Below are 12,704 nucleotides of genomic sequence, written 5' to 3'. Positions count from 1 at the left end.
AATGGCGACATCAAGCCGCATCTGTTCAAAGGGCTGCGGCGCTGTGATGTTATTTCCAACCCAGTAGCGATCGCCAAATACCGCCAGCGACTTGCTTAGCGTATCGACTTCAATCTTTGCCGCGCAGGCGGTTTTATCGCTTTGATGATGTGTATAGGCATTGCCCGTCGCCAGAAACTCAGCACACACTTTCGGGATGGCCAAATCAAGGACGCCGCCACTGGTCTGTAACTCGCTGGCAGCCAGTTGCCAAAGCTCCATTTCCGGGCGGAGCTTCGGGTTATCACTCATATCGGCTAACGCCAGCACGGTAACGCCAAGATGGTTTTTACCCTGCCAGCGAAAAGGACGATTAAGTACGCTCAGGCGGAGAGGTTTGATAATTTTCATGCCTGGGCCTCGTTATGAATAACATATTAAAAAGTACCAAACCTAATACTGGTTGGTAACAAATAAGATGGTGAAATCTCGGTTGCGATTAAATTAATGAATCAAATCAGGTTTTAAAAAATAACTTATTAAAACCTGGAGGCTATTCTAAGTTAAAAAAGAGAGTAGCCCTACAACTCTCTTCTCACTATCCAGGCGATTTGAGGTCACTTTCTTAAATCAAGAGGGTTAGGAATATCCACAATGATTTTTTTAGGATCAGCCTTATAATATCTTATTTTAACTTTAGAACCAGGCTGGTACTTATTCACATCCATGGAATTTATGACGGAATCCTTTTTAATTATTATATCCTCACCATTTTCCGCCCTAAACTCCAACGTTAATGTAACATTGATAAACCCCGAATTCCCTCCTGATCGACCGTATGCATTAGTTATTATAGCTTGAGTATCAACACCGTTAGTAAGAATATTTTCTTTTTCTTTTTTATTTCTAATGTCGCGAATAAGCATTGATGAAATAATATAAACAAAAATAGCAAACCCAGAAATTGCAATAATATTTGCAAAAATTCTCATAACTTCCTCTCAGATAAACATAAACGCGGCCGCAGCCCGTAAACTCAAAGCCAAAGAATCAAACTCCACTCCAGCTACACGTGTTTTCATACCATTGTCGAAATGTAAGGTAACTGGATTATTTTCTAATTTTATACCTGTCATACCAAAGCTTAAGGGTGTAAATGACATACTCAAGCCTTTGAAATCAGTACCTTGAACAGCAACCCCCAATGAAATACCAACATAACTCTCCTGATGTCCATGGGCATTAGTCACCCAATATGGCGCATCAATATTTACTTCTGTATCACTATGAATGGTGATTTTATTAGGTGATGTAATTAGAGTTTCGCCACCCAACACTTTCTGAGTCCAACCACCAGAATTAACTGTAAAATCTACTCCGCCTGCTTTGATCTTTTTAATATAGCCGCCATCGAGGACGGTTAAATCATCTCCACCGCGAATTTTGGTTATTCGCCCGCCAGTTATGTCAATTTCGTCGCCTTTATTTTTAATATTTAACTTTCGACCATTTATGACAGTAACATCCTCACCATCTTTAAATGTTTTTATTTCCGCGCCATCAACGAAGGTAGTCCGCTTCTGTTTATAATGAAAAGTCGCATCACCTGTTACTTCATCACTCTGCTCTTTGCCAATGGTAGTTGTACGCGACCCATCAATAGCAACGGTCTTATCATTCTCCACCGAAATATTCATGTCTTTCTCAGCATGCATATTCAGCAGTTCCCCGCCCGGCTTATCTTCAAAGAACAGATAGCTGGCATTGGCCTGATGTCCGTCTTTACTCCGTGTCATAAAGCCCATTCGTGTAGCATCGCCGGGGAGATCCCAGGGTGGCATGCTGGCTTCGTTGTAGACACGGCCAGTAATAATTGGCCGGTCTGGATCGCCGTTGATAAAATCGACGACGACTTCATCGCCCACGCGCGGGATCTGCACCCCGCCGAAGCCCTGACCCGCCCAGGCGCTTGATACGCGCACCCAGCACGAACTCGTGTCGTCGCCCTTCGCCAGGCGGTCCCAGTGGAACTTCACCTTCACCCGGCCGTATTTGTCCGTCCAGATGCTCTCACCTTTCGGCCCCACCACCTTCGCCGTCTGCGGGCCGTGCGTCTTCGGCCACGGCGTCTCCGGCTTCGCACGGTACGTCACCGCCGCCGGCAGCACCCTGAAGTCGATGTTGTGCCGCGTGGCGCCCACGTCGCCGCTCGCGTAGCTGTTCTCTTCAAAGTCGTAGTGCGCCGACGTCACCAGGTATTTGCCGTTGTCGCTGAAGTGCGGTGCGTTCAGTAGCGCGAAAGTGTAGCCCGGCGCGATGCCCGTCGCCGTGCCGCTCCCGCTCACCATGTGGTGCTCCACCTGCCACACCTCCTGGCGGACGCGTGCATAGTATTCGCCGTGACCGTGCTCCACGAAGCGACCCGGCCAGTCGTACACGTCCACCGAGCCCGGAGTCGGCGACGCCGGGTTCTGCCGCGCCTGCAGCATCCACGCGTTCGGCTTGCGGAAGTCGTAGTCGTCCGTGCTGTACATCCCCGGCGTCACGCTTTCCGACAGCGCCCACTGGCTCACGCCCTCTTCCGTCACGCTGCCGCCCGACGGCGTCACGTGGTATGCTATCGTTTCGTAGCCCGGGAACGCCTGATGCTGGTCCGGCGCGTCGCACAGCACCAGCGTGTGCTTGTCCGCCTCGTGCCGGAAGAAGTAGTACATCCCCTCCAGCTCCATCAGCCGGCTGATAAAGTCGAAGCTGCTCTCCTGATACTGCACGCAGTATTCCCACACCCGGTAGCTTCCCGCCAGGCGCGTTTCCACGTTCACTCCGTACTCCTTCAGCAGCGTCTGCACAATCTGCGGCACCGTCTGGCTCTGGAAGATGCGCAGGTTGCGGTCGCGCTTCATCGGCCACAGATCCGACTCCACCGTCAGCCCGTACACCGCGTAACGCACGCCGCCCAGCTCCTCGCTGCGCACGCCTATCTGCGTAATTTTGCCGTTGATGTAGCGCGGGCTCGCCGCGCTCAGCAGGCCGTCCGTCGGCAGCGTGAACGTGACCGGCTTGCCCAGCAACGACTTACGATCAATGCGCGCGTCGGTGGAGAGCAGCTCCGCTTGCAGCACGAACGACTGGGACAGCGCTTCGCTGCCGCTCAGACGTCGGAACAGCAGTCCTTGTGCGGGAAGTTGTACAGTAATACGTGAGAACATAGACATACCTGTTAACTATGGGGATCAAGTAACCAGACGCCTTGCTGATTAATGGTCAACGTTTGTTCACGTTCGCCACCCTGACCTGTTACAGAAAACGTGTAGTTGCCGGGTGCCAGCTGCAGTGCCGCAAAACCATTGGCTGCCGGAACCACTGCCTGCGGTTTACCATTCACCTGAACACGCTCGCCGGGCTGGAGCTTAATATAAACCTGCGCCACAGGTTCAGGCGGTGGTGCAACCGGCTCCTGAGGTTTTTCCGGCTCGGCCTGGGCGGTCTGGGTTTGCACAGGCGTTGCAGCAGGTTGTTCAGCCGGTGCCTGAGTGGCTGGGGCCGTTTCGGTCTGTGCGACATTGGCAGGTGGATCACCTTCTTTGTCGCCGCCCGCCATCAGGACACCGACGCAAACCCCCACCAACACACCTGCAGCCACCAGGCCCGGCAGAGCAAAGCGGTGACGCATCAGCTTTTTCAGCGGTGTTGCCGGAGTGGCAGCCGCCTCATCCTCTTCCTGAACCGGTACCAACATGGTCCCCGGCCCGCTCTGCTTCATTTCAGGCAGTGGTTCAGGCGCTTTTTCTGGCAGTACCATTGAGGCCGCGAAGGCATCAATGCTCTGCGGGCGATCTTCCGGCTTAAGGGACAAGGCGCTATCGACCGCTGCCAGCAGCGTTGCGCTGTAACCCGCAGGTGCGCGTTGCACGAGCGGTTGATAATTATCTTCAATACTGCGCACCACGCTGACCGGCGGCGGTGCGCCGGTGATTAACGTGTGCAGCACGGCCCCCAGCGCGTAAATGTCCGTCCACGCGCCCTGTTCGCTTTCATCGTTATCGCTGTACTGTTCAATCGGCGCATAGCCCGGACGCAGCATGGTTTCACTTTCATCAGAAAGGTTACCGATGGTTTTGCGCGCGGAGCCGAAATCCAGTAATACCGGATCGCCATTGCTCTGGATTTGAATATTATCCAGCGAGATGTCGCGGTGCAGATAGCCCGCATCATGAATGGTCTTGATGGCACCCAGCAGCGGTGGCAGCAGGCGACGTATCCAGTTCTCATCAATCAGATGGGGATGGCGTTCACGCATGTTAGACAGCGTGGTGCCGCTGTAAAACACCGTGCCCATATAGGCCGTATCGTTTTGCACCCAAAAGCGCAGAACGTGAAGCAGGTTCGGATGATTAAAACGTGCCAGCAGACGGGCTTCCTGAATAAAACTGTTCAGGCCCGCATGGAAAGTTTTACTGAATCGCTCACTCCGCAATACCAGGTTCAGGTCGTCGCTGCGCACGGCCAGCGACGCGGGCATAAACTCTTTAATCGCGATATCGCGCTCCAGTTGGTGATCCCAGGCACGATAGACAATGCCGAAACCGCCACCGCCGATGACATCTTTGATTTCAAACTCATTAAACCGGTAACCAATCGGGAGGGCATTGGGTACATTCTGGTGATTATCATTTTCCGACATATTCGAAAGCTCTCTGATAACAAACGGCTTTAGACAGCAAACTGGCAAACAAACTCGCCCTGATCACAGCTGACCTGCACGCGACGATAACGTTCATCACGAGCATGGGCGCTGAGCAGTATCTGGCTCATCTGCGGCAACAGGGTATTTGTCAGGATGGCATCGACCATGCGACCTCCAGACTCCACTTCCGTACAACGCTGCACGATCTGGCTAACGACCGAATCGTCAATAATGGCTTCAATACCGTGGTTCTCTTCCAGGCGGCGAACAATGCGCCCCAGTTGCAGCTTAACAATCTCTGCCAGCATCTCGTCACTGAGGGGATAGTAAGGCACCACCAGCAGACGGCCCAGCAGTGCAGGCGGGAACACCTCCAGTAAGGGTTTACGTAAAGCGGTGCTGAGCGCGTCAGGATCCGGCATCAGTTCCGGATCGGCACAGAGCGCACTGATCAGTTGCGTACCGACGTTAGAGGTGAGGATGATAATGGTATTGCGGAAATCAATGTGGCGCCCTTCTCCATCCTCCATCCAGCCTTTGTCGAATACCTGGAAAAACAGCTCATGCACATCAGGATGCGCTTTTTCAATCTCATCCAGCAGCACGACGCTGTAAGGACGACGACGCACGGCCTCCGTCAGCACACCGCCTTCACCGTAACCTACATAGCCTGGAGGGGCACCTTTCAGCGTTGAAACGGTGTGCGCTTCCTGGAACTCGCTCATGTTGATGGTGATGATGTTTTGCTCTCCACCATAAAGCGATTCGGCCAGCGCCAGCGCGGTTTCGGTTTTCCCGACGCCTGACGGGCCACAGAGCATAAACACACCGACCGGTTTATTGGGATTGTCCAGTCGGGCGCGTGAGGTGCGAACGCGTTTGGCAATCAGATCCAGCCCATGACGCTGCCCAATTACGCGCTGATTCAGCGTGTCCGCGAGGTTAAGCACGGCGTCAATTTCGTTTTTCACCATCCGGCCCAGCGGAATGCCGGTCCAGTCGGATACCACTGCGGCAACGACGCTGGCGTCAACGGCAGCAAACAGTAACGGGGCTTCACCCTGAACCGCATGCAACTTTTGTCGGGTTTCATCGAGCTGCTCGCGCAGGGAAGTTTCGCCTTCGGTCACGCAACGCGCGCGCAGGGCAATCAGCTGTTCGACCAGCTCACGCTCCTGCTGCCAGCGGGCGTCCAGCGCATCGCGCTCTGCTTCCAGGGCAGCGCGCTGGGCGGCAATCGTGGCCTGGCGGGTTTCATCACCCAGCCCCACTTTGACTTCACGTTCGGCGATCTCCGCTTCGATTTCCAGCGCGGCCAGACGGTGCAGGCAGTCTTCCAGCGCGGCAGGCTGTGCGCCCTGGCTGACGGCAACGCGTGCACAGGCGGTATCCAGTAAGGCTACGGCTTTATCCGGCAGCTGGCGGGCAGGAATGTAACGGTGAGAGAGCTTAACGGCGGCACTGACGGCTTCATCCAGTAACAGCACCTGATGGTGTTTTTCCAGCGCGCTCACGGTGCTGCGCAGCATCAGGATCGCTTTTGCTTCATCCGGCTCCTGCACCTGAACGGTCTGGAAGCGGCGGGTCAATGCAGGATCTTTTTCGATGTATTTCTTGTATTCTGCCCAGGTCGTTGCGCCAATCGTGCGCAACTGTCCGCGCGCCAGGGCCGGCTTTAACAGGTTGGCGGCATCGCCTGTGCCCTGCTGACCGCCTGCACCGACCAGGGTATGAATTTCATCAATGAATAACACAATCGGCGTAGGGCTGGATTGCACTTCGTTAATCAGGGCCTGTAAACGCGCTTCGAATTCGCCTTTCATGCCGGCGCCTGCCTGCAACATACCAATATCCAGCAGCCACAGTTGCACGTCACGAAGCGGTGCCGGTACATCACCGGCGGCAATGCGCAGCGCCAGCCCTTCTACCACCGCCGTTTTACCCACGCCAGCTTCACCGGTGAGTAACGGGTTGTTCTGGCGACGGCGCATCAGGATATCCACCATCTGGCGGATCTCTTCATCACGGCCCGCAACCGGGTCGATTTTGCCGTCGCGCGCTCGCGCGGTCAGATCCTGCGCATACTGCGCTAACGTGCTGTCGCCCGCCGCCGGAGTGGCGGCAGCATCGCCTGCGGGCTGAACCAGCGCCTGCTGAACTTCTTTACTGTTCGCCAGCAAGGTATCGAACTGCTCCAGTAAAGCATCGGCGTTCACGCGTGAAAACTGGGGTGAAATGCCTTTCAGGACGCTGGCGAGCGTAAAGGTCTTCAGCATACCTATCAGCAGGTGACCACCGCGAATGCGGGTCGCACCGTATTTGAGTGATGCATAAACCCAGGCGCGCTCAACGGCGCTGTCGATGTGTTCTGCGAGATCGGACACCGCACCCGCACCGCGCGGCAGGCGGTCCAGTGCAGCGACGATATCCCGCGTCAGCGCGTTTTCATCCAGTGAAAAATGCTTAATCACCTGCTGAAGATCGCCATCCTGCTGCTGCATGAGCTGATGCAACCAGTGCACCAGTTCAACATAGGGGTTGCCACGCAGTTTACAAAAGGCGGTCGCACTCTCAAGCGAGGTAAATAACAGCGTATCCAGTTTGCCGAATAGCACGGCACGGCTGATCTCTGACATATCGGTTCTCTTTATTGAAAGAAGCGGGCTAACTATCGGGGAAAGCGGTTGGGCTATGACGGCGTAGCTTCAACCTCAAAGGCAAAATCTTCACGATCGACAGGCTGCGGTTGCTGTCCAAGCCAACTGGTGTAGCCCAGCCGCGCCTGACCGCCAAGGGTTACGCCCTTAACGGCATCGGCTGCCAGAATCAGGCTGAGATCCCACTGCATCTCAATACCCAGATAGTGGCGCACCCAGTCACGCACTTCGCAAGCGCCCTGCGCGTTGGGTAAAAAACGTTCGTACTGCTCGGCGCTCAGTGGACCGATACGCAGACGAAAACGATGCTGTACATCACGAACGGCCACACCGAGAAAGGCCGATTCACCCAGGCGCGGCATATGCCGACCGGCCGACAGACGGGCCTGATCGCGGCTGTCCAGGGATAACCACTGCGGCACGTTCTGTTGCAGCTTAACCGGAACGGCAAAGTAGTGACGCAAAATGCGTACCAGCCCTTCGGCATCGTGACCGTGGCGGCTGAGATGCCCTGACAGCATGAGGCGCGCATGCAGACTCAGCGAACTGGCTTTCTGCTGGGCCGGTAACCCAATACCGGCCACGCAGGCCAGATAATCCTGAAACCGCCGATCGTCGCGGCGATCCAGGGAGCTGGTTGGCTGTGAATTAGCCCAGGCACGGTAGAACAGCAGCGTGGCACGATGATGAAACAGATCGGCGAAAGCGCTCAGGCTGTGATCCTGATGGTGATCGATACGTCCGCGTACATATTCCGTCAGGTGCGTAGGGAGAGGACCGTTGGGACCAAACAGCCCAAAGCTGTAAATGGAGACGTCGTAGCGTTCGTCCTGCTCACGCGCTTTAACCTGTGATACGGTCGACGGTGCAAAGGCCAGGGATGGCTTTTGCCCAAGACGCACGGCCTCAAATTTGGGCAGTGGCGCTTTACCTAAGGCATAACGCTGCCCACTCTGGGCGTCCAGCTTGCGTAGCAGCTGAAACAGATCATAGCGCCAGGGCGCGGCCATCACGGCCTGCCAGAAACCGTCAGGCAGACGCACCGCCCGCTGTAGGGGAATAACGTGCGCCGTCTCACTCATAGCAGCGCCTTTTTGCCCATGCGCGGCGGCCAGTAGCCCACTTCGCCGCGCTGCTGGCTGCTCAGGGTGAATTCGGTAAAGCTGTTAAGCGCCACAAGGCGAGAAAAGACCCGCTCCAGCACGCTGCCGAACAGCCAGGGGCTGGCACCTGAAAACGCCTGCTCATCCACCTCAAGCGCAATGCTGACCCCGCGCGCAAACACCACGGGGCCCGGCTCGGGCACCCGGCGGTGAACGGCTTTGAGGTTGCAGTGCCGAATTCCGTCAATCTGACGCGTTAGCGGCGTTTCGGCCAGGCTGGCATACAGGCTCAGCATCTGGCGCAGTGCCGCAGCCCCTTCGCCATCGCTGCTGTCCATCAGGCTCAGATAGTTCATCTGCAGATGACTGATGAGTCGCCATGCTGAAAGCCCTTCAGCCAGCGCCGGACGCGGTGGCGTCGGGCCTTTGCACAATTTAAGTAGCCCGACAGGAATGGAATCCGGCATTACAAAGTTGGCCTGCTCTTGCTGTAGCAGCATCAAAGGCAGGTCACGGCTGGTGCACATCACTTCCGCAGACAAATAGCGGATATCGTTGTTCCACGGCGTATGATTTTGATCCACCAGGGAGAGAAACACTTCAGAACCGATATAGCCTGTTCGGGTGCCATAGCGCAACGCGTGCTCAGAGAGCGTGCGCTGTTCACGACGCAGGGAGAAATACGCGCCATAATCCCCGCCGTCATGGCTGAAGGTGCTCCAGAACGGCCGGAAGATCTGCTCTTCGCGCTGTCCTTCGACAGAGGCAAACAAGCGCTTCACCGAATGGATCTCATAGTCCAGCGGACGAATGTTATCGACCACCAGGTGATACTCGTGCTGACTGTCACTGACCTTAAGCCGCTCGGCGGTTTTCGGGAACAGGTTAATGACCGGCGTGCAGTGCAGGGCCAGATGGGCGCTGTCGACAACGCTTTCCAGCGCCGCATCGGCCTTATCCAGCAGGATGACGATATCAAACGACAGGGCGTTATCGCAGCGCTGCAGGAAAGGCGCCAGCTGACGCAGGCTGATAAACTGGAAGCGTGCCGGGAATGCAAAATACTCCTGCAGCAGGCGGTAGCCGTCAAAATTACGCAGATCGTCGGGCAGCAGGGCCTGCTCGGTCGAAAAGCCTTCCTGTTGAAGCGCGTCATCCGGCAGAACCTGACGTTGCGGTTTTGCTTCCACGGACTGCAGGATGATTCCGACACGATGCTGCATCAGCAGCTCCATCAGTTTCAGGGCCTGGATATCGGGTCCGCTCAGGAAAAACATCACGTCATCGAGACTGAGCTGGCTTAACGATGAAATGCCTTCGCAGGTGATGCGGATACGGAGGGCGCTGGACGCCGCCGTCGAGCCGCCCGCTTTCAACTCGCCTAACGGGATATCCGCTGGCACGCCACCTAACGACACATCGCTGATACGCAGGGGCTGTAACATCACATCGTGCGCGGTGGTATAGCTGCAGGTGACGCCCGTTTTTTTCAGGTTCTGGCTTTCCATCATTGTGCCGCGCGGCACTAAGAAACCGTTGCTGATATCGCCTTTGCGGCTGTCCGGCGTGAGCTGGGCGATGGCCATCGACGGCGTAGGTGAAAGGTAGCCCGGTGCCACCATTTCCAGCATCCGCTGAGAAAAGCGTGGAAACTCGGCATCCATCTTTAACTGCACGCGTGACGTCAGAAACGCGAAACCCTCCATAAGTCTTTCGACATAAGGATCGGCGACGTCAATGCCGCGCATACCAAGCCGCCCGGCGACCTTGGGATACTGGGCAGCAAACTCCGCGCCCATCTCGCGCAGATAGGCCAGTTCACGGTTGTAGTAATCAAGCAGCTTGCTGTCCATGATTAACCTGCATCCTGTAGTTCAAAATGGCCGCTCTCTAAATCAACCTGAGTGCGGAACAGAAACTCCAGCGGGTACGGCACGCACCATAACCGGCCTTTAATCTCAATCGATAGTACGTTGTGCAGACTCAGAGAGGTCAGGTCGCTTACGCAGCGAACCTGTAAGCCCTGGGGTAAAATGCGTGGCTCAAAGTGCAGAATGGCATCGGTCATTTTCCGTTGCATATCCTGCCATTCGATGTCCGAGATATTCTGTCCGGCCAGGGGGGCCACGCCAAAATTCAGCACGGAACGCTGGACCTCCGTCAGGTCGCTCAGATCGTGCTGCGCCTCGTTATTGATGGTGTTGAATAACCACTGGAGATCGCGCAGAACATTACGTCGCAGCGTACTGTGGGTAATAATCGAACTGTTGCCTGACTCGGTGGTTTTATCTGGCGCGTCGTCTGTCAGCCTGTCCAGCAGGGACGACTGCAGTTTGTCACGCGCCGTCAGCGTGTCGCGATTTTTGCGCGCACGATAGCCGCCATGCAGCTGCGAATAGCCGTCACCGGACGAATTGTCATTACGACTCATGAGGTAACTCAGTTTCGTTGAAAATAAGCTGCTGCAGCGTCAGTAAGGGATAATCTGCTTCATCGCTGAGCCACATCTTTTGCCCGTGACCGATAAACTGACCGTCATCGCTGCCTGATTCCTGCCACTCCGTTACGCTTGCCCGCAGGAAGCGTTCATCAGCCTTGTCCTGAAGCGGGTAGCGCACCGGAATCTGACAAATTTGCTCACTTCCGTCCACCAGCTGCAGGCGAGTATGGCGCCAGACCAGATCCGTGACGCTTGCCGGAGCCTGAAACTCTATTTCACTGATGGCAGCAAACGGGATCCAGTAATAGTGTCCATTGGCGATGGCCTCACAGACCGGTCCGAAGCGACTGTCACCGTCCATTATCCAGGCGAACTGGCTTTCCCCCTCCTGGGTTGTGGCCGTACCGGCACTCGCCTCTGCGCTTTCCAGCGCCTGAGCACGCAATGCCGCACCGACGGCCTTGTCGCCCGCTATGTCCGCTTTCAGCGCGGCCAGTAAAACCTGGCACCACGGCCAGGCGCTTCCCGGCAGTTGCGGCTCGGCTTCACCGCGCAAAACCGCTGCACGTTTCTGTTCGCCCTCAATGGCCTGTTGCAGCAAGGTCACGGTGGGCTGCGCCTGAGGCAGCATGGCCAGCCAGGATTTCAGCTGTGTCTGCGCCCTGCTCCAGTTACCGTCAAGGCAAAGGAGTTGCACAAACGCCGCCCGTAAATCCGCATCAGCCGGATTCGCCTGGATTTGTGCAGTGATGCTGGACAGGTTTTCCGCCAGGGTGGCATTGGCCAGTCGCTGTTGTAATGAGTCCATTCAAACTCCTTATGCCTTAGTTGATGGTGCGATACACGGCTGCGGCCGGATCTTTGAGTTCCGGATGCAGTTTTTCCACCAACTGCACCTTAATGGATGCAGGGCTGCTTAACCAGGGTGACCAGATCTTACGCACTTCCTGCAGGCGCGCACGCAGCGCATTTTCGTCTGCCGCTTCACTGGCGGGCATCTCAACCACCACCTGGTTTATCGCCTGCCAGCCGTTAAACTGCTGGCTAAATGGCAACACCAGCCAGCTGTCGGGTGACTTTTCATCACTCAGCACCATGCGTTCGCTGTTAACCGTGGTAATGGTCAGTTCATCAACCTGCTGTTTATCGTTCAGGCCCGCAACCGGGAACCCCTGCAGAAAACTCACGGAAACGGATTTGGTCGCGTCTTTGCCCGTCTGGGTCAGTGTGCTGTGCCCGCTTAACCAACCATCTTTCCCGCAGGTGACGCCCTGCTTAGCCGGCACAAACAGGGCGCTGGCCTGCGAGGGCTGATGCCACCAGGTGCGGAAATGGCAACCGTCCAGCAAGCTAAACTGGAGCCACGGTGTGGTATCCGCCGCTGGCGAATTCAGCACGACAGGCGCGGCGGGCGGGCTGACGGGCGCCTGCTGCACCGGCGCCTGTTGGGCGGGCTGAACCGGTTGAACGGGCTGTGCAGCGGCAGGCGGAGTCACCACCGATTTCCACTGCTGCGCTTTCGCGGCCGTACCATTGGCCAGTGCGGCGCCCTCGGTATCGGTTAATTGCCAGTGCAGCTGCTGTAACGGCTTACATTGTGAGGCCATCAAGCCCGCAACGCGCGGCAGGAAATCACTCAGCACCGACGCATCTTTATCGCCATGCGTCACAATGCGCAGGTTTACGGTGCTCTTACACCAGCTCGACAGCTGGTTATCTTTTACATCATCAATCCAGACATCCAGTTTCTGAGTTGGCGACTGCACAATGCGATAGTTCTCTGCAAAGGCATGTGTACTCAACAGCAATGCAGTCAGGCCCACTAATCCATATTTCAT

At 56.0% G+C, this 12,704-nt stretch carries 9 protein-coding genes and 1 pseudogene; all 10 read right to left on the bottom strand.

All coding sequences use genetic code 11. From position 1 onward, the window contains the following. Positions 1 to 9 precede the first annotated feature (9 nt). Positions 10 to 390 (bottom strand): annotated as a pseudogene (locus AAIE03_RS05670) (DUF2169 domain-containing protein); the annotation flags it as partial. A 206-nt stretch (positions 391 to 596) separates the two neighbouring features. Next, positions 597 to 971, bottom strand: a complete 375-nt coding sequence (locus tag AAIE03_RS05665; RefSeq protein ID WP_028722773.1) for a DUF3592 domain-containing protein — start codon at positions 969 to 971, stop codon at positions 597 to 599. A 9-nt stretch (positions 972 to 980) separates the two neighbouring features. Beyond that, positions 981 to 3,188: a type VI secretion system Vgr family protein gene (locus tag AAIE03_RS05660; RefSeq protein ID WP_498562861.1), complete on the bottom strand. Its 2,208-nt coding sequence runs from the start codon at positions 3,186 to 3,188 to the stop codon at positions 981 to 983. Between the two features lie 11 nt (positions 3,189 to 3,199). After that, a complete protein-coding gene (locus AAIE03_RS05655; RefSeq protein WP_014605527.1) occupies positions 3,200 to 4,663 on the bottom strand; it encodes a serine/threonine protein kinase in 1,464 nt (487 codons plus the stop codon). A 29-nt stretch (positions 4,664 to 4,692) separates the two neighbouring features. After that, positions 4,693 to 7,302, bottom strand: a complete 2,610-nt coding sequence (tssH, locus tag AAIE03_RS05650) for a type VI secretion system ATPase TssH (RefSeq protein ID WP_498562860.1) — start codon at positions 7,300 to 7,302, stop codon at positions 4,693 to 4,695. 53 nt (positions 7,303 to 7,355) lie between these two features. Then, positions 7,356 to 8,405, bottom strand: coding sequence for a type VI secretion system baseplate subunit TssG (tssG, locus tag AAIE03_RS05645; protein ID WP_013026234.1), 1,050 nt, complete (start codon positions 8,403 to 8,405; stop codon positions 7,356 to 7,358). Continuing rightward, entirely contained in the window at positions 8,402 to 10,279 is a 1,878-nt protein-coding gene (tssF, locus tag AAIE03_RS05640) for a type VI secretion system baseplate subunit TssF (RefSeq protein WP_498562859.1), read from the bottom strand. Before tssF ends, tssG begins: the two co-directional genes overlap by 4 nt. Before the next feature lie 2 nt (positions 10,280 to 10,281). After that, the gene (gene tssE, locus AAIE03_RS05635; protein WP_013026236.1) at positions 10,282 to 10,857 is read right to left on the bottom strand and encodes a type VI secretion system baseplate subunit TssE; all 576 of its coding nucleotides are present in this window, start codon (positions 10,855 to 10,857) and stop codon (positions 10,282 to 10,284) included. After that, positions 10,847 to 11,674: a type VI secretion system accessory protein TagJ gene (locus tag AAIE03_RS05630; protein ID WP_019106469.1), complete on the bottom strand. Its 828-nt coding sequence runs from the start codon at positions 11,672 to 11,674 to the stop codon at positions 10,847 to 10,849. Before AAIE03_RS05630 ends, tssE begins: the two co-directional genes overlap by 11 nt. A gap of 16 nt (positions 11,675 to 11,690) precedes the next feature. After that, a complete protein-coding gene (locus AAIE03_RS05625; RefSeq protein WP_033770454.1) occupies positions 11,691 to 12,704 on the bottom strand; it encodes a hypothetical protein in 1,014 nt (337 codons plus the stop codon).

The sequence above is a fragment of the Pantoea sp. Ae19-2 genome (assembly GCF_059801205.1).
This window is presented reverse-complemented; position numbering and strand designations above follow the sequence as displayed.

Bases quoted from the DNA above. Each gene is read 5' to 3' on its own strand.
- AAIE03_RS05665 (WP_028722773.1), bottom strand. From the start codon at position 971: ATGAGAATTTTTGCAAATATTATTGCAATTTCTGGGTTTGCTATTTTT.
- AAIE03_RS05660 (WP_498562861.1), bottom strand. From the start codon at position 3,188: ATGTTCTCACGTATTACTGTACAACTTCCCGCACAAGGACTGCTGTTC.
- AAIE03_RS05655 (WP_014605527.1), bottom strand. From the start codon at position 4,663: ATGTCGGAAAATGATAATCACCAGAATGTACCCAATGCCCTCCCGATT.
- tssH (WP_498562860.1), bottom strand. From the start codon at position 7,302: ATGTCAGAGATCAGCCGTGCCGTGCTATTCGGCAAACTGGATACGCTG.
- tssG (WP_013026234.1), bottom strand. From the start codon at position 8,405: ATGAGTGAGACGGCGCACGTTATTCCCCTACAGCGGGCGGTGCGTCTG.
- tssF (WP_498562859.1), bottom strand. From the start codon at position 10,279: ATGGACAGCAAGCTGCTTGATTACTACAACCGTGAACTGGCCTATCTG.
- tssE (WP_013026236.1), bottom strand. From the start codon at position 10,857: ATGAGTCGTAATGACAATTCGTCCGGTGACGGCTATTCGCAGCTGCAT.
- AAIE03_RS05630 (WP_019106469.1), bottom strand. From the start codon at position 11,674: ATGGACTCATTACAACAGCGACTGGCCAATGCCACCCTGGCGGAAAAC.
- AAIE03_RS05625 (WP_033770454.1), bottom strand. From the start codon at position 12,704: ATGAAATATGGATTAGTGGGCCTGACTGCATTGCTGTTGAGTACACAT.